Source organism: Achromobacter sp. ES-001, assembly GCF_019448355.1.
Lineage (GTDB): Bacteria > Pseudomonadota > Gammaproteobacteria > Burkholderiales > Burkholderiaceae_B > Achromobacter > Achromobacter spanius_B.
The window spans coordinates 4,075,698-4,093,009 of the sequence record NZ_CP079940.1 but is presented as its reverse complement, the minus strand read 5'-3'; the positions used below and the strand labels follow the sequence as shown (position 1 = coordinate 4,093,009).

Below are 17,312 nucleotides of genomic sequence, written 5' to 3'. Positions count from 1 at the left end.
CCGCTGTTTTTGCTGTTTTTGGTTGACGCCCATGTCTGAATCCCCCAAAGCCCCGTTGCCCGCAGGCGCCATTGCCGGCATCGGCATGGACTTGTTGCGCATCGACCGCATCGAACGCGCGCTGGAACGGCACGGCGACCGCTTTGCCGAAAAAATCCTGGGCGCCGAGGAATTGCTGAAATTCCACGCGCGCCGCGCCCGCGACCCGGTGCGCGGCATCCGCTTTCTGGCCACCCGCTTTGCCGCCAAGGAAGCGTTTTCCAAGGCGATCGGGCTGGGCATGCGCATGCCCATGACTTGGCGACGCGTGCAGACCTTGAACGCGCCGGGCGGGCGCCCGGTGCTGGTCATCGCCCCTGAATTGCTGGACTGGTATGGCCAGCGCTTCGGCGCCGCGCACGTATCCATTACCGACGAATCCGACATGGCCGCCGCCTACGTGGTGGTCGAACGCAAGCCGTAGGCGCGAGCCCGGCCCCGGCTTGCGCCGAGGCCCCGCGCCCGCCGCTTGCCCCACAGATATAAGGACAGCCTCATGGCCAAGAAAAAATCCAAGGTGGTCCTGCCTCCCGGCCCCGTGATGGTCGACGTGGCGGGCACCTCGCTTACCAAAGAAGAAAAGACGCGTCTGCGCCACCCGCTGGTGGGCGGCGTGATTCTGTTCGCCCGCAACTTCGAAAGCCGCAAGCAGCTGACCCGTCTGACGCGCCAGATCCACAAGGCCCGCAAGGAACCGCTGCTGATCCTGGTGGACCACGAGGGGGGCCGCGTGCAGCGCTTCCGCGAAGACGGCTTCACCGTCTTGCCGGCCATGCGCGACCTGGGCACGCTATGGGACCGCGACCCCTTGCAGGCCATGCGCCTGGCCACGGAAGCCGGCTATGTGCTGGCCGCCGAACTGCGCGCCTGCGGCGTGGACATGAGCTTCACCCCCGTACTGGACCTGGACTACGGCGTCAGCAAGGTGATCGGCAACCGCGCCTTCCATTCGGACCCGCGCGTGGTCACGATGCTGTCGCGCGCCCTGATCCAGGGCCTGTCGCTGGCCGGCATGTCCGCCTGCGGCAAGCATTTCCCAGGGCATGGTTATGTGCAAGCCGATTCGCACCACGAGATCCCCGTGGACCCGCGCAAGCTGGACGACATCCTCAATGACGACGCCGCCCCGTACGCGTGGCTGGGCGACGCCGTGCTGCCGTCCGTCATGCCCGCGCACGTGATCTACCCCAAGGTCGACAAGCACCCGGCCGGCTTTTCCAAAAAGTGGGTGCAGGACATCCTGCGCAAGCGCCTGGGCTATGACGGCGTGGTCTTCTCGGACGACCTGACGATGGAAGGCGCCTCGGTCGCAGGTGATATCCTGGCCCGTGCCAACGCCGCGCTCAACGCTGGTTGCGACATGGTGTTGGTGTGCAACCGCCCGGACCTGGCCGACGACCTGCTGTCGCGACTGACGTTCGAGCATGCGCCCGAATCGGTCGAACGCATCCGCCGCCTGATGCCGCGTTTTGATGCGCCCGACTGGGATACCTTGCAGGCCGAAAGCCGTTATCAGAATGCCCGACGACTTCAATCTCAAATCGTTCCTGGCTGACCTGCCGCATCTGCCGGGTGTCTACCGACACCTGGATGCGGCCGGTGAAGTCATGTATGTCGGCAAGGCGCGCGACCTGAAAAAGCGCGTCTCGTCGTATTTCCAGAAGAACCTGGCCAGCCCGCGCATCGCCCAGATGGTGGCGAAGGTGGCGCGGCTGGAGGTCACGGTGACGCGCTCGGAAGCCGAAGCGCTGATCCTGGAAAACAACCTCATCAAGAGCCTGAAGCCGCGTTACAACATCCTGTTTCGCGACGACAAGTCCTACCCGTACCTGCTGATCACCGGCCACGAATGGCCGCGCATTGCCTACTACCGGGGCGCGACGAACAAGCGCGGCCAGTACTTCGGGCCGTTCCCCAACGCCTGGGCCGTGCGCGAAACCATCCAGATCCTGCAAAAGGTGTTCCGCCTGCGCACCTGTGAAGACACCGTCTTCGCCAACCGCTCGCGGCCCTGTCTGCTGCATCAGATCGGGCGCTGTTCGGCGCCTTGCGTAGGCGCGATCGACGCCGAGGAATACCAGCGCGACGTGCAGCGCGCCGTGCGCTTTCTGAACGGCGAGGCCAAAGACGTCATGGGCGAAATCGAAACGCGCATGCAGCAGGCAGCGGGCGAGCTGCGCTTTGAGGAAGCCGCCGCCTTGCGCGACCAGATGGGATCGCTGGCGCGCGTGCTGCATCAGCAGACCATGGAAAACACCAGCGGCGAAGACACCGACATCATTGCGGTGGCCGTGGCGGGCGGCAAGGTCTGCGTGAACCTGGCGATGGTGCGCGGCGGCCGCCACCTGGGCGACAAGCCGTTCTTTCCGACGCACGCCGAAGGCGAGGCCGCGCCGCAGGTGCTGGAGGCCTTCATCGCCCAGCACTACACCGACAACGCCATGCCGCCCGTGCTGGTCTGTTCGCACGCCTTGCCCGACCCGGAACTGATCAACCTGCTGATCGAGCAGGCCGGTGGGCGCCCGTCGCGCATGCTGACGCGGCCCCAGGGCGCGCGGCGATCCTGGCTGGAACAGGCGGGCAAGAATGCCGAGATGGCCCTGGCGCGCGCACTGACCGAATCTGGCGCTCGCGCCGGTCGCACACTGGCGCTGGCCGAGGCGCTGGACCTGGACACCGACGAGGCCGCGCTGGATGCGCTGCGCATTGAATGTTTCGACATCAGCCATACGGCGGGCGAGGCCACCCAGGCGTCCTGCGTGGTGTTCGAACACCACGACATGCAGCCGTCGCTATACCGCCGTTACAACATTGCCGGCATCACCCCGGGTGACGATTACGCGGCGATGCGCCAGGTGCTGACGCGCCGGTTCGCCAAGGTGGCCGACGGCGAGGCCCCCATGCCCGGGCTGGTGCTGATCGACGGCGGCAAGGGCCAGGTCGAAGTGGCGCGCAAGGTGTTCGCGGAATTGGGGCTGGATATCCAGACGCTGGTGGGTGTGGCCAAGGGGGAAGGGCGCAAGGTCGGCCTGGAAACCCTGGTGTTTGCCGACGAGCGGCCGCCCGTGGCGCTGGGCGGTGAGTCCGCCGCGCTGATGCTGATCGCCCAGGTGCGCGACGAGGCGCACCGCTTTGCTATTACCGGCATGCGCGCGCGCCGCGCCAAGACGCGCAACGTGTCGCGGCTGGAAGAGATCGAGGGCGTGGGCGCCCGGCGGCGGCAGCGACTGCTGGCCCGGTTTGGCGGGTTTTCGGGGGTGGCGTCCGCCAGCATCGAGGACCTGGCGTCGGTGGACGGGATTTCGCAGGACCTGGCGGAACGCATCTACGAGGCGTTGCGTGGGTAGGGGCGCCCAACTCACGGCCAACCCCCGGCCATCCCACGGCCATCCCACCGCGCCGATACAGCCAGCGTCATCCGGCTGATGTAGCATACGGACACTATGCCAATTAACGTACCCATTATCCTGACATGGCTGCGCATCGCCATGATTCCGCTGGTGGTCGGGCTGTTCTACCTGCCCGAGAGCTGGATGTCGGTTCCCACCCGCGACTCTTTTGCGGCGTGGGCGTTCATCATCGCGGCACTGACCGATTGGTTTGACGGCTGGCTGGCCCGGCGCTGGAACCAGACCTCGGCCTTCGGCGCCTTCCTGGACCCCGTCGCGGACAAGCTGATGGTGTGCGCCGCGCTGATCGTGCTGCTGGACCTGAGCCGTGTCGACGCGTTTATCTCGCTGATCATCATCGGCCGCGAAATCACCATTTCGGCCCTGCGTGAATGGATGGCGAAGATTGGCGCCAGCGCCAGCGTCGCGGTGCACCGGCTGGGCAAATTCAAGACGGCTGCGCAGATGGTGGCAATTCCGTGCCTGCTGTACAACCAGCCGATCTACGGCATGAATACCAAGCTGCTGGGCGATGTACTGATCATCGTTGCGGCGGTGCTGACCGTCTGGTCGATGCTGTACTACCTGCAACGCGCCTGGCCCGCCATCCGCGAAAAGGCGCTGTAGGCGTTGGCAGGCGTTGTTTACGGCGGGTCCGCCGTATCGGCCATATCGGCCATATCGGCCGTATGTGCTGTATGCGCCCGGTCCACCGGGCAGTATCCTGAATTTCAAATCGGCGGCCCGGCTCGCGACAGGACGGCCGCCGACATACTCAAAGAGCGATGGCCGGCACGATCCGGCCCGGCCCAGCCGCCGCATTCGCCATGTACACGACGTCCGGGTTCCCCGGCCGTTGCCGGAGACAACCCGCGCATGGCTTCGCCGCCTGCGCCACGCGCCGCTGCCGCGGCTTTTTGCAATGACCACCGCCACCCATATCCTTCCATCAGAAGCCGACGTTCGCCGGCGCGACTGGAAAACCATCTTGCTGATCGGCGTTGCGCACGCCGCCTCGCACTTCTTCCAACTGGTGTTGCCGCTGCTGAACGTGTCGCTGGCCACGGCCTTCGGCCTGGACTTCGCGCGCGTCGGCGCGCTGGTGGCCACGTTCTACGTCGTGTCGGGCGTGGGGCAGGCGTCGTCCGGCTTTGTCGTGGACCGCATCGGCGCACGGCCCGTGCTGTGGTTCGGCCTGGCGTGCTTCGTGCTCTCGGGCGTGTTGATCGGGTCGGCCAATGGCTACCCGATGTTGATGGCGGCGGCTATCGTCGGCGGTATCGGCAATTCCGTTTTCCACCCGGCCGATTACTCCATCATCAACCACCGCATCACGGCGTCGCGGCTGGGCCACGCGTTTTCGGCGCATGGCCTGACCGGCAACCTGGGCTGGGCGTTGACCCCGGTTTTCATGACCACGATCATCCTGCTGGCCGACTGGCGCGTGGCGGCCTACAGCGCCGCCGGGTTGGTGGCGGTGGTGCTGCTGTTGACCGTGCTGGGCGGCCACTTGCTGGGCGGCCCCTTGCCGCTCAGCGCCGACGCCATGGGCGACGACACCGGCAATACCAACGCGGCGGCGTCCCCGGCCAAGGCCGCGGCCGCGCAGGCGCCCAAACCGCAAGAAGGCGTGCTGGCCACCTTGGCCACGTTGCTGTCCAAGCCGGCGCTGTGGGGCGCGTTCCTGTTCTTCGCCTGCACGTCGATTGCCTTGTCATCGGTGCAGAACTACACGATTCCGTTGCTGGACCAGCTGTATGGCTTGTCCAACGTGGTGGCCAGCTCGGCCCTGTCCGGCTATATGGTGGCCTCGGCCGTGGGCATGGCGGCGGGCGGCTTCCTGGTATCGGCCAACCCGCGCACCGAGCGCACCGTGATGGTTGCGCTGCTCTTGGCGGGCTTGACGCTGGTGGTGCTGGCGCTGGGCTGGGTGCCCGCCGCCCTGGCCGCGCCGGTGGTGGGCCTGGCCGGCTTCTGCTCGGGCGTGGCCGCGCCGTCCCGCGACATGTTGATCCGCCGTGTAACGCCCAAGGGCTCGACCGGTTCGGTCTATGGGCTGGTGTATTCGGGCATGGACGTCGGGTCGGCGCTGGGGCCGCTGGCCTTCGGCATTTTGCTGGATGCCGGTTTCCGCCAGGGCCCCTGGGTGGGCGCCGGCGTGGCGTTCACGGCGGCGGCGCTGCTGGCGCAATGGATCGCGGTGCAGGCGCGCCGCGCCGATCCCGTCATGGCGGGGGCGGCGGTCGCCCGGCCCTGAGCCGGCGCCACCGCTTTCAAGCCGAGGCCGTCATTACGCCGGCCTTTCTTGCAGCGCCGCGTGCAGCCCGGTATCGCCGCGCGGCTTGCCCGGCCCCAGCAGCAGCAAGCCGATCAGCCCGATGAAGACGCAAAACGCCACGTAGTACACCGGCACCATCAGGTCACCCGTACGTTGGATCAACGCGGTGTTGATAAAAGGCGCCAGGCCGCCGAACAGCATCACGGCCAGGTTGTACGACAGGGATACGCCCGTGGACCGCAGGTTCACCGGCAAGATCTCGGTCATCAGCGCGGGCGTCGGCCCCCACATCACGCCCATGCACGCCGCCGCCGCCAACTGCGCTTGCAGCAGGGTGGCGAACGACGGCTCTTGCAGCACGCGCGCCATCATGATCCAGGTCACCACGCCAAAGGCGAACGTGGCCGGCAGCATCAGGGCGCGGCGCGACAGGCGGTCGGACAGCGCGCCGGACAGCGGGCACAACACCAGCAGCAACACGGCGGCCAAGGCGCTGCTCAGTTGCGCGTCGCCCATCGTCAGGCCCAGCTCCGTGACGGCAAACAGGGGCAGGTAAAGCAGCATGACGTAATTGGACGCCGTGCCCGTGACCACAATGCAGAACGACCCGGTCAGTTCGCGCGGATAGCGCGAGAACAGCGTGCGCAGCGTGGTCTGCGTGGGCTTGACGCGCTGATCCTGAAACTTGCGGAATTCGGGCGTCTCGTCCACCTGCGTGCGCAGGTAATAGCCGATGGGCCCGATCAGGATGCCGAACAGGAACGGCACGCGCCAACCCCAGCTTTCCAGGTCGGCGGTCGACAGGTTGGACGACAGCAGATAGACCACGCCCGCGCCGGCCGAGAACGCCAGCGCCTGCGAGCACATCTGAAAGCTGCCGTACAGGCCGCGCCGGTTGGGCGGCGCAAACTCCACCAGCATGGCGCTGGCGCTGGCATATTCGCCGCCCACCGAAAAACCCTGGATCAGGCGCGCCACCAGCATCAGCACGCTGGCGGCCATGCCGATGGACGCGTAGGTGGGCAGCACGCCGATCATGGCGGTGCCGCCTGCCATCATCAGGATCATCAGCGACAGCGCACGCCGGCGTCCGTGGCGGTCGGCGTACATGCCCAGCACCAGCCCGCCGATGGGCCGCACGGCAAAGGCCACGCCAAAGGTGGCCAGCCCCAGCAGCAGCGACGTCGCGTTGTCGCCCGTGGGGAAGTACAGCCGTGATATCACGGCGGCAAACATGCCGTAGATGGCGAAATCGAACCATTCGAAGGCGTTGCCCAGCACCGACGCAATGACCACGCGGCGGCGCATGGCGGCGGAAACTTGATAAGCGGGGGAAGACGGAGGCGTCATCACGGACTCCTGCAAGCGCCGTACAGGCGTAAGGGAACACGGGCGCGCCGCAGCGGCGCGTCCGTGGATGGAAAAGCTAGGGGAAACAGCCAGGGAAAAGGGCGGATCAGCCCAGGCGGTCGCGCACGATCTCAACGAAGACGGCCGCGCCCGTGGGCAGGATGTCGTCGTCGAAGTCGTATTCCGGGTGATGGCAGAAGTGGCCGTCCTGGCCTACGAAGAAGTAGGCGCCCGGACATTCCTGGAGCAGATACGCGAAATCTTCTCCCGCCATCAACGGGGTGATGCGGTCATCGACCAGGTCGGCGCCGACGACGCGCGTGGCGGCCGCCGTGACGGTGGCCGCCGGACCGGGCGCGTTGATGGTCGGGGGGCAGCCCATGCCGAATTCGACGTCGATGCGGGTGGCGTTGGCAACCCCAAGCCCCTCGCACATTTCACGCACCCGGCGCAGGGCTGTTTCGCGGGCGGCGAGGCTCATGGTGCGGATCGTGCCGCGCAGCTCGATCAGGTCGGGGATGACGTTGGGCGCGGTGCCGCCGTTCATCATGCCGACGCTGACCACGCCCGATTCCAGAGGGTCCAGCGCGCGGCTGACAACGGTTTGCAGCATGCCCACCAACTGGCAGGCGATGACGACCGGGTCATTGCCCTGTTGCGGCATGCCGCCGTGGCAGCCCACGCCATGCACGCGGATGACAAAACCGTCACAGGCTGCCAGCAATGCGCCTTCGCGCACGGCCACGCGGCCCTTGCCGACCATGGGGTTGTTGTGCAGGCCATAGATTTCGTCGCACGGAAAGCGCTTGAAGAGTCCATCGGCCATCATCGCGACGCCGCCGGCCAGGGTTTCCTCGGCGGGCTGGAAGATGAAGTTGATGGTGCCGGCAAAGTCCCGGTTTTGCGACAGGTGCTGCGCCACGGCCAGCAGCGTGGCGGTGTGGCCGTCGTGGCCGCAGCCATGGAACGTGCCTTCATGGGTGGAACGGTAGGGCAGCGTGGTTTTTTCCTGCATGGGCAGCGCGTCCATGTCGGCGCGCAGGCCGATGCGGCGCTTGCCCGGCCGTTCGCCCTGCAACACGGCCACCACGCCTGTGCCGCCGATGCCGGCATGCACGTCCAGACCCCATTGCCGCAGCTTGGCCGCGACGAGCTCGGCGGTGCGGTGTTCCTGGAAACTCAACTCGGGGTGCGCATGCAGGTCTTGCCTCCATTGCGCGTACTCGGGTTGACGCTCGACAAACCAATCTCGCACTTGCATTGCCGCCTCCTTGGGGGAGTGAAATGTCTAAGGGTTCGGATGTGGCGGCGAGCCGGTCGGCCCGCCCTGATGCCGTGCGAACCATAAACGAAAACGGCGGCGGGCAGTGCGTGTGTAACTAAGCGTGAGAACGGGCGGGCCGCGGCGCGAGCCAGGCGGCGCGCCGCGTGGGCTTTATTGGCGAACGGTGCGCACGTCGGCCGGCGGCGCGGCTTCGAAGTTGCTGCGCCAGGGATTGATGTCCAGCCCACCACGGCGCGTGTAGCGCGCGTACACGGTCAGCTGTTCGGGGGCGCAGGCCTGCATGATGTCGCTGAAGATGCGCTCGACGCAGTGTTCGTGAAATTCGGCGTGCTGGCGGAAAGACACCACATAGCGCAGCAGCGATTCCCGGTCGATGGGCGCGCCCCGGTAGCGGATCTGCACGCTGGCCCAATCCGGCTGGCCCGTCACGGGGCAGTTGGACTTCAACAGCCGTGATGCCAGCGTTTCCTGGACCACGTCGCCCGGCCGCGTGCGCAGCACTTGCGGCGCCGGCTCGTAGGTGTCGATCTCGATATCCAGCTTGTCGATATAGATGCCGTCCATCTCGCCCATCTGCAATTCGGAAAAGCGCTGGGGCAGGAAGAAGTCCAGGCCCACCGGCGCGCCGGCCGCGGCGCTCAGGTCGCGTTCCAGCCGCCCACGCAGCGCGGCGGAATTGACCAGCCGCGTCTGGTTGAACGAATTCAGATAGAGCTTGAATGACTTGGATTCGATGATGTTGGGGCTGTCGGCCGGCACCGAGAACGTGGCCATTGCCACGCGCGGCTTGCCCTTGGCGTCCAGCCAGGACAGCTCGTAGGCGTTCCAGAGATCAACGCCCGTAAAGGGCAGGTTGCCGGCGGTCAGGTTCAGCGCCGCGCGGTTGTGCGACCGCGCGATGGGGAACAGCAGCGAAGGATCGTATTGCGAGGCGTAGGCCACGCTCTGGCCCAGGGGGCCGTGCGACAGGGTCATGGCAAATCAGGAATAGCTGGGGAATAGCGGCATTGTAGGCGCTGCGAAAAAGGCTGTTTTTCCGCATTGTGAAATGTAAGTCCCGTGATGTGAAAGTTCCTGCTGCTACGCAACCAAAGCGCATTTCATAGATGACAAAAGCGTTTCGTGATGCGAAATGCCGCGTTCAACCTATTGATTTTATAGGTAAATATTTTTCGTCTTCTATAAGACACAAGCCCACCTTGCTTTGCAGCAGAGGCATAGACTTTGTCCAACGATTCACGCAATGCAAGACGCGAATCTTTGAAGTCTTCTTATCACTGACCAGGAGCATCACCATGAGCACTCGCGAAACCGAAATCCGCAATTTGCAGAAAGACTGGGCCGAGAACACCCGCTGGCAGGGCATCAAGCGCGACTACAGCGCCGAGGATGTTATCCGCCTGCGCGGCTCGATCAGCGTGCAGCACACGCTGGCCGAACGTGGCGCCACCCGTCTGTGGGAACTGCTGCATAGCGAACCCTTCGTGAATTCGCTGGGCGCCCTGACCGGCAACCAGGCCATGCAACAGGTCAAGGCCGGTTTGAAGGCCATCTACCTGTCGGGCTGGCAAGTGGCCGGCGACGCCAACCTGGCCGGCGAGATGTATCCCGACCAGTCGCTGTACCCCGCCAACTCGGTGCCGCAAGTGGTTCGCCGCATCAACAATTCGTTGGCGCGCTGCGACCAGATCCAATGGATGGAAGGCAAGAACCCGGGCGACGAAGGCTATATCGATTACTTCGCGCCCATCGTGGCCGATGCCGAAGCGGGCTTTGGCGGCGTGCTCAATGCCTTTGAACTGATGAAGGCAATGATCGACGCCGGCGCCTCGGGCGTGCACTTCGAAGACCAGTTGGCGTCCGTGAAAAAGTGCGGCCACATGGGCGGCAAGGTGCTGGTGCCCACCCGCGAAGCCGTGGCCAAGCTGGTGTCGGCGCGCCTGGCGGCCGACACGATGGGCACGCCCACCGTGCTGCTGGCCCGCACCGACGCCGATGCCGCCGACCTGGTGACCAGCGACGTGGACGAAAACGACCGCCCGTTCATCACCGGCGAGCGCACCGTGGAAGGCTTCTTCCGCACCAAGGCCGGCATCGATCAAGCCATTTCGCGTGGCCTGGCCTACGCGCCGTACGCCGACCTGATCTGGTGCGAAACATCCACGCCCAACCTGGAATATGCCCGCAAGTTCGCGGACGCCATCCATCGTCAATTCCCGGGCAAGCTGCTGGCGTACAACTGCTCGCCCTCGTTCAACTGGAAGAAGAACCTGGACGACGGCACCATCGCCAAGTTCCAGCGCGAGCTGGGCGCCATGGGCTACAAGTTCCAGTTCATCACGCTGGCCGGCTTCCATGCACTGAACTACGGCATGTTCGAATTGGCCCACGGCTATGCCCGCCGCCAGATGAGCGCCTTCGTGGAATTGCAGCAGAAGGAATTCGCCGCCGCCGAAATGGGCTTCACCGCCGTGAAGCACCAGCGCGAAGTGGGCACCGGCTACTTCGACGCCGTGACGCAGACGATTGAAAACGGCCAGTCCTCGACCACGGCGCTGACGGGCTCCACGGAAGAAGCCCAGTTCGAACACGGCAAGGAACAGAAGGTGGCTTGAACGCTTGAATGCGTGATTGCTTGAACGCATGGTGCGTCACCCGGTGAGCGCTGACCGGGTGACGCACGGATAGATTGCTTTGCAGTTGTAGGTGCTGTTGTAGGGTGGATTCAGGGTGCCTTCGGGCACCCTTTTTTTTCCCTCGGGGGGCAGCGCCCGCGCCTTGTTGCTCTTAAGCGGCCGCCGCCTTTTGCGCCAGCGACGCCATGTCGATGACAAAGCGGTACTTCACGTCGTTTTTTACCAGCCGTTCATAGGCCTCGTTCACGGCCTGGATCGGCATGATCTCGACATCGCTGACGATGCCGTGTTCGGCGCAGAAGTCCATCATCTCTTGCGTTTCTTCCATGCCACCGATGGCCGAGCCCGCGATCGACTTGCGGCCCATGATGAGGTTCGCGCCCGGAATCGGGTCCAGCGGCGTCAGCGCGCCCACCAGCGCCATCGTGCCGTTCAGCGTCAGCAGCGCCAGGTACGGGTTCACGTCATGGCTGACGGGCACGGTGTTCAACAGGAAATCGAACGTGCCCGCGTGCGCGGCCATCGCCGCTGCGTCGCGCGACACCAGCACCTCGTCGGCGCCCAGGCGCCTGGCGTCGCGGCCCTTGTCGGCGGAAGTGGTGATCATCACGACATGTGCGCCCATGGCATGGGCAAACTTCACGCCCATGTGGCCCAGCCCGCCCAAGCCGATCACGCCCACCTTCTGGCCGGGGCCGACCTTCCAGTGGCGCAGCGGCGAATACGTGGTGATGCCGGCGCACAGCAGCGGAGCAACGGCTTTCAGATCCAGCTTGTCAGACACCTTCACAACAAAGTGTTCCTTGACGACGATGCGGTCGGAATAGCCGCCAAACGTCAGTTGGTCGCTGCCGCGTTCCTTGTCGTTATAGGTCAGGGTGGCGCCTTCCTCGCAGTACTGCTCCAGGTTCAAGCGGCAGGCCTTGCAATGCAGGCAGGAATCCACCATGCAGCCCACGCCCGCGAAATCGCCTGCCTTGAACTTGGTGACGTTCTTGCCCACTTGCGCCACGCGGCCCACGATCTCGTGGCCCGGCACCATCGGGAACACCGAATTGCCCCAGTCGCCGCGCGCCTGATGCAAGTCGGAATGGCAAATGCCGCTGTAAAGAATGTCGATCAGCACGTCGTCATCGCCCGGCTCGCGGCGCGTGAAGCTGAACGGAACGAGCGGGGTGTCGGTACTGTGGGCGGCATAGCCACGGGCTTGGATCATGGTGGACTCGAATTAAATTTGTTAAGCAGACGTTCACAATATTCCTCGGCATTCCCGCTATCAAGCTAGAATTTCCGCATGCTTTATTGAAGGAATTTGCATAATCATGCAGGCAGATAACCTGTCGCACCTGGCGGCGTTCGCCGCCGTCGCCCGGCATTGCAGCTTTCGCCGCGCGGGCGAAGAACTGGGCCTGTCCACGTCCGCCGTCAGCTACGCGATCCGCAGCCTGGAAGAACGGTTGGGCGTGAACCTGTTCAACCGCACGACGCGCAGCGTGGCGCTGACCGACGCCGGCCAACGCCTGGCCGAGCGCCTGCTTCCCGCCCTTGCCAACCTGGGCGACGCGTTGGAAGAGATGAACCACTTTCGGGGTTCGGCGTCCGGCACGCTGCGGATCAACACGTCTCGCGCCGCGTCCTACATGTTGCTGATGCCGATGGCCGCGCGCTTCCTGGCGGCGTACCCGGATATCCGCCTGGAAATCGCCGAGGACGACAGCTTTGTCGATATCGTCGGCTCGGGTTTCGATGCCGGCGTGCGCTTGCTGGAGGCCGTGCCGGAAGACATGGTGGCCGTGCCGATCGGCCCCAGCCTGCGCGCGGCGACCGTGGCGTCACCTGCCTACCTGGCGGGCCGGCCATTGCCGCGCCATCCCGACGACCTGCTGGCCCACGAGTGCGTGCGCTACCGCTTTCCCAGCGGGCGCTACTACAAATGGGAATTTGAAAAGGACGGGGTGGCGGTTGAGGTGGACGTGTCCGGCCGCATCGCGCTTAGCGACGTGCACGCGGAAGTGCGCGCGGCGGTGGACGGCATCGGCATCGGCTGCGTGCCGGAATACTACGTGCGCGACCTGCTGCAATCGGGCCGGCTGGTGCGCATGCTGGATGACTGGTGCCCCACAATTGCCGGCTTCATGCTGTATTACCCAAGGCAACGTCGCGTATCGTCGGCGTTGCGCGCGTTTATCGATATGGCCAAGCAGGCAGAGCCCAGCTAAGGCCGTGCACCTTCCAGCAGCGCCTGCACCAGCCGGTTCTCTTCGTCTGCTTGCCGGCACACAAAGGAAATCTGCCGGTACGGCGCGTGTTTGCCCAGCGGCAACACGCGCACGGGATGCACGTCCAGCAGGTTGCGCCCCGGCTCGGGCAGCACGCACACCCCCAGCCCTGCCGACACCAGCGCCGTCAGCGCCGCCAGCGACTGCATTTCGATGCGGCAGCGCGCGTGCGGCGCGTGCTGCGCCACATAGCGCGCGGCCAGTCGGCCACCGATAGTGGTCTTGTCAAAGCGAATCCATTCGTAGCGCTGGAACAGTTCGGCCACGCGCGTTTCTGAGGAATCGGGCGGGGCGATCAGGACCAGCGTTTCCCGAAACAGCGGCGTCCACACCAGGCGGCTGGACCCGCCCGTCTCCGGCTGCGTGATGATCGCGGCGTCGATTTCCCCTTTTTTCAGTTTCTCGGTCAATTCGGTGGCGCGGCCGCGCACCAGCCGCACGTCCAGCTGGGGATAGCGTTCCCGCAGTTTGCGCAGCAGCGGGGGCAGCAGCGTGACCTGCAACGGTTCGATGGTGCCCAGCCGCACGCGCCCTTCAACGGCGGGCGTGCTGCGCCGGCGCAGTTCGTCCAGCCGGGCCAGCGCGTCCTGCAGCACCGCGTCCACTTCGGCGGCAAAGGCGTTCGGCCTGACCTGTAGCGCCGACCGGTCGAACAGCGGCTGGCCGAAGTATTGCTCCATCTGCTTCATCTGCAAGCTGACGGCGCTGGGCGACAGGTTCATGTCCGCGGCGCCCGCCGCGAAGCTGCCGCCGCGCAGCACCGCATTGAGCGTACGGAAAGATTCGATCTTCATCAGGAATCCTCACGTAGTGTTTTAAGAATCCTCGCTTTATATCATCAGTGGCCGGTCCTAGTATGCGAGACGACCACAACGAAAAGCGGCTGCGGGACGGGCGTGCCACGCCTGCCGGAACAGACCGACACCGAGGAGACCTACGATGAACCTGACTTTGCACACGCTGCGCGCGGCCATACCCGCGTTGGCCCTGAGCCTGACGCTGGCGGTTGCCGCGGGCGCGCCCGCGACCGCCATGGCGCAGTCCGCCTCCATACCGCCCACCATCACCATGGTGGTGCCGTTTCCGCCCGGCGGCAGCAATGACGTGTTCGCACGTGTGCTGGCCGAAAAGCTGGGAGCGCGCCTGTCGAACACCGTCATTGTTGAAAACCGGCCCGGCGCGGGCGGGGCGATTGGCGCGGAATACGTCGCGCGCGCACCCAAGGACGGCACGGTGCTGATGCTGTCTTCGTCCACGCTGACCACCAACGCGGCGGTACAGACCAATTTGAAGTACGACGTGGTGCGCAGCTTCGCGCCCGTGGCGATGCTGGCGCGCAGCCCGATGGCCTTGGTGGTGGGCAAGGACTCGCCGTACCAATCCATGGCCGACCTGTTGGCTGTTGGCCGCAAAGAACCGGGCAAGCTGACCTACGGCAGCGCCGGGCTGGGCTCGGTCAACCAGATGGCCAGCGAAATCCTGGCGGGCGGCGAGAAGACGGCGTTCACGCACGTGCCCTACAAGGGCATGTCGCACGCGCTGAACGATTTGGCCGGTGGCCGCGTCGATTTCGTGATCGGCAGCTTTGCGTCGACGGCATCGCTGCTCAAGGGCGGCAAGCTGCGCGTGCTGGCCGTCACGTCACCCAAGCGGTCGCAGTTCTATCCCGACCTGCCCACCATCGGTGAAGGCCAGCCCGGCTACTCGGTGGAACTGTGGTGGGGCGTGCTGGCCCCGGCCGGCACCCCCGCGCCGCTGGTCGACAAGCTGAACGCCGAGATTCGCGCCATCGTCAACGACGACAAGATGCGCGCCATGTTCGCCGAGGAAAGCGCGGTGCCGGCCGAACTGACCGTGCCGCAGTTTGCCGATCTGGTGCAGGCCGACGCCGCCAAGTGGAAGCAGGTGGCGCGCGACCGGAACATATCCATTCAATAAGCACGACCCCGATTCAACCTCCGTCACAAGAGCGCAAGCATGAGAAGCAAACTGTTCGTTCCAGGTTCCCGTCCCGAGTTATTCGCCAAGGCATTGAGCGGCCCCGCGGACGCGTTGTCGTTCGACCTGGAGGACGCCGTGGCCCCGTCGCGCAAGGCCGAAGCGCGCGAGCACCTGGCCCGCATGCTGGCCGACCCGCAGACCGCGGCGTCGGGCAAGACGCTGATCGTGCGGGTCAACGCGCTGGACAGTGGGCATTTTCATGCCGACGTGCAGGCGGTGGTGCGGCCGGGCCTGCATCTGGTGAATCTGCCCAAGGCGGAAAGCGAGGCCGACGTGGTGGCGGCGGCCAGCGCCATCGAACAGGCGCGTGCCGCCAACGGGGTGAATGAACCGGTCGGTTTGCTGTTGAACATTGAATCGCCCCGCGCGCTGCGCCGGGCGGCCACCTTGGCGGCCGCGCATCCGTCGGTGGCCGGCTTGCAGCTGGGCCTGGGGGATCTTTTCGAACCCGCCGGCATCAGCCGCCGCCAGAACGTGGCCGTGCAGCAGGCGATGTTTGCGCTGCGCATGGCGGCGGCCGAGGCGGGGGTGTTTGCCTATGACTCGGCCTTTGCCAATATCGAAGACGAAGCGGGCTTTCGCGCCGAGGCCGAGCTGGCGCGCAGCCTGGGCTACCTGGGCAAAAGCTGCATTCACCCGCGCCAGGTGCCGCTGGTCAACGCCGCCTTTCGCCCGACGGATGAAGAAATCGCCCACGCTACCCGCGTGGTGCAGGCGGCGCGCGAGGCATCGGACAAAGGCGTCGCCGCGTTCGTGGTGGACGGCCGCATGATCGACGGCCCGTTCCTGCGCCGCGCCGAAGCGATACTGCGTTCGGCCCAGGCCTTGGGGCTGGACGGCACGGAGCAACAGCAATGATGGCAACTGAACAAGTTTGTACCGGTGGCCCGCTGGCGGGCGTACGCGTGCTGGACTTAAGCGCCTACATCGCCGGGCCGTATGGCTGCACGCTGCTGGCGGACCAGGGCGCGGACGTCATCAAGGTGGAACCGCCCACGGGCGACAACCTGCGCAAGTACCCGTCCACGCTGGACACCGAAAGCCGCGCCTTCCTGGGCGTGAACCGGGGCAAGCGCGGGCTGGTGCTGGACCTGAAACAGCCCGACGCGTTGGCCGTGCTGCACGACCTGGCGCGCCAGGCGGACGTGCTGGTGCACAACTTTCGGCCCAGCGTGCCCGCGCGCCTGGGCATCGCCTACGAGCAGCTGGCCGAGGTGAACCCCCGGCTGATCTACTGCGCCGTCACCGGCTATGGGGAAACCGGTCCGCTCAAGGACAAGGCGGGCTACGACCAGGTGCTGCAAACCATGACGGGCATGTGTGCGTTGCAGGGCAAGGCGGAAGGCCCGCCTGAGATCCTGTACGGCTCGGTGGTGGATTACTACGCCTCGTCCATGGTGGCGGCCGGGGTGGCGTCGGCGCTGTATGAACGCGAACGCAGCGGTCGCGGGCAGTTCGTGGGCGTGTCCTTGCTGCGCAGCGCGCTGGCGTTGCAATCGGCCCGGCTGGTCTGGGCCGAGGGCGAACCGCGCGAGATCGGGCGCGACATGCGTTCGGGCGGCATCACGGGCCTGCACCCCACGGGCGGCGGCTATCTGTATATCTCGGCCAACACGCCACACTTCTGGCAGGCCTTGTGCGAGAAGACCGGGCTGGCGGACCTGGCGGCGAATCCGCGTTACGACTCGGTGCGCAAGCGCGCCGAGCATCGCGACGAAATCGTGCCGCGCCTGCATGAAGCGCTGCGCGCGCGCACTGCGCTGGAATGGGAGGCCTGGTTTGGCGAAGAGGTGCCTTGCGCCGCCGCGCGCGGCGTTGAAGACATGTTCGACTTTCCCCAGGTGCAGGCCGAGAAGATGATCTCCACATTCGCGCATCCGGTCGTTGGCAGCTACCGGGGCTTCGCGCAGGCGATCAAGTTCGGCCGCAGCCAGGCGGACACGCCGCGCGCCGCGCCCGCGTTTGGCGAACACAGCGAAGAGGTGCTGGCCGAAGCGGGAATCTGCGCCGAGCGGGTGGCCGACCTGAAAAAGCGCGGCGCGTTGCGATAGCTGG

Annotated in this window: 15 protein-coding genes; 10 read left to right on the top strand and 5 right to left on the bottom strand. The window is 65.7% G+C overall.

What is annotated here, in order from left to right:
- The first annotated feature begins 31 nt into the window (after nucleotides 1-31).
- The 5 genes from acpS (at nucleotide 32) to KYT87_RS18350 (ending at nucleotide 5,685) form a co-directional block, all read left to right on the top strand.
- Complete coding sequence (gene acpS / locus KYT87_RS18370) at nucleotides 32-463, top strand: holo-ACP synthase (protein ID WP_046805459.1); 432 nt, start codon at nucleotides 32-34, stop codon at nucleotides 461-463.
- A gap of 72 nt (nucleotides 464-535) precedes the next feature.
- The gene (nagZ, locus tag KYT87_RS18365) at nucleotides 536-1,594 is read left to right on the top strand and encodes a beta-N-acetylhexosaminidase (protein WP_104144311.1); all 1,059 of its coding nucleotides are present in this window, start codon (nucleotides 536-538) and stop codon (nucleotides 1,592-1,594) included.
- Nucleotides 1,557-3,386 (top strand): excinuclease ABC subunit UvrC, encoded by a 1,830-nt coding sequence (gene uvrC / locus KYT87_RS18360; protein WP_046805413.1) that lies wholly within the window; start codon nucleotides 1,557-1,559, stop codon nucleotides 3,384-3,386. Before nagZ ends, uvrC begins: the two co-directional genes overlap by 38 nt.
- Nucleotides 3,387-3,482: 96 nt before the next feature.
- Entirely contained in the window at nucleotides 3,483-4,055 is a 573-nt protein-coding gene (gene pgsA, locus KYT87_RS18355) for a CDP-diacylglycerol--glycerol-3-phosphate 3-phosphatidyltransferase (protein WP_046805412.1), read from the top strand.
- Between the two features lie 295 nt (nucleotides 4,056-4,350).
- Nucleotides 4,351-5,685 carry an MFS transporter gene (locus KYT87_RS18350; RefSeq protein WP_219990543.1) on the top strand — a complete coding sequence of 445 codons (1,335 nt, stop codon included), beginning with the start codon at nucleotides 4,351-4,353 and terminating at the stop codon, nucleotides 5,683-5,685.
- Between the two features lie 33 nt (nucleotides 5,686-5,718).
- Here KYT87_RS18350 and KYT87_RS18345 read toward each other — a convergent pair whose 3' ends face one another.
- From KYT87_RS18345 to queF, 3 genes are all read right to left on the bottom strand, one after another.
- Entirely contained in the window at nucleotides 5,719-7,056 is a 1,338-nt protein-coding gene (locus tag KYT87_RS18345) for an MFS transporter (protein ID WP_052946036.1), read from the bottom strand.
- Nucleotides 7,057-7,162: 106 nt separating this feature from the next.
- On the bottom strand, nucleotides 7,163-8,317 hold the full coding sequence (locus KYT87_RS18340) for a M20 aminoacylase family protein (protein WP_046805411.1): 1,155 nt from the start codon (nucleotides 8,315-8,317) through the stop codon (nucleotides 7,163-7,165).
- Between the two features lie 174 nt (nucleotides 8,318-8,491).
- Entirely contained in the window at nucleotides 8,492-9,316 is an 825-nt protein-coding gene (gene queF / locus KYT87_RS18335) for an NADPH-dependent 7-cyano-7-deazaguanine reductase QueF (protein WP_046805410.1), read from the bottom strand.
- 320 nt (nucleotides 9,317-9,636) lie between these two features.
- On the opposite strand from queF, the gene aceA reads away from it, so the two are divergent.
- Nucleotides 9,637-10,956, top strand: coding sequence for an isocitrate lyase (aceA, locus tag KYT87_RS18330; protein ID WP_046805409.1), 1,320 nt, complete (start codon nucleotides 9,637-9,639; stop codon nucleotides 10,954-10,956).
- A gap of 172 nt (nucleotides 10,957-11,128) precedes the next feature.
- Here the strand turns inward: aceA and KYT87_RS18325 are convergent, their stop codons facing one another.
- Nucleotides 11,129-12,193: an NAD(P)-dependent alcohol dehydrogenase gene (locus KYT87_RS18325; RefSeq protein WP_219990542.1), complete on the bottom strand. Its 1,065-nt coding sequence runs from the start codon at nucleotides 12,191-12,193 to the stop codon at nucleotides 11,129-11,131.
- 106 nt (nucleotides 12,194-12,299) lie between these two features.
- Here KYT87_RS18325 and KYT87_RS18320 point away from each other — a divergent pair, with 106 nt between their 5' ends.
- Nucleotides 12,300-13,196 carry a LysR family transcriptional regulator gene (locus tag KYT87_RS18320; RefSeq protein WP_219990541.1) on the top strand — a complete coding sequence of 299 codons (897 nt, stop codon included), beginning with the start codon at nucleotides 12,300-12,302 and terminating at the stop codon, nucleotides 13,194-13,196.
- On the opposite strand, the gene KYT87_RS18315 is transcribed toward KYT87_RS18320, so the two are convergent.
- A complete protein-coding gene (locus KYT87_RS18315; RefSeq protein WP_046805406.1) occupies nucleotides 13,193-14,050 on the bottom strand; it encodes a LysR family transcriptional regulator in 858 nt (285 codons plus the stop codon). The two genes, KYT87_RS18320 and KYT87_RS18315, sit on opposite strands and share 4 nt — an antisense overlap.
- A 145-nt stretch (nucleotides 14,051-14,195) precedes the next feature.
- Here KYT87_RS18315 and KYT87_RS18310 point away from each other — a divergent pair, with 145 nt between their 5' ends.
- The 3 genes from KYT87_RS18310 to KYT87_RS18300 are packed head-to-tail and all read left to right on the top strand — an operon-like array spanning nucleotide 14,196 to nucleotide 17,308.
- Nucleotides 14,196-15,194 (top strand): tripartite tricarboxylate transporter substrate binding protein, encoded by a 999-nt coding sequence (locus KYT87_RS18310; RefSeq protein WP_046805405.1) that lies wholly within the window; start codon nucleotides 14,196-14,198, stop codon nucleotides 15,192-15,194.
- A gap of 39 nt (nucleotides 15,195-15,233) precedes the next feature.
- A complete protein-coding gene (locus KYT87_RS18305) occupies nucleotides 15,234-16,115 on the top strand; it encodes a CoA ester lyase (protein WP_219990540.1) in 882 nt (293 codons plus the stop codon).
- Nucleotides 16,112-17,308: a CaiB/BaiF CoA-transferase family protein gene (locus tag KYT87_RS18300; RefSeq protein ID WP_219990539.1), complete on the top strand. Its 1,197-nt coding sequence runs from the start codon at nucleotides 16,112-16,114 to the stop codon at nucleotides 17,306-17,308. Before KYT87_RS18305 ends, KYT87_RS18300 begins: the two co-directional genes overlap by 4 nt.
- The last annotated feature ends 4 nt before the right edge of the window (nucleotides 17,309-17,312 follow it).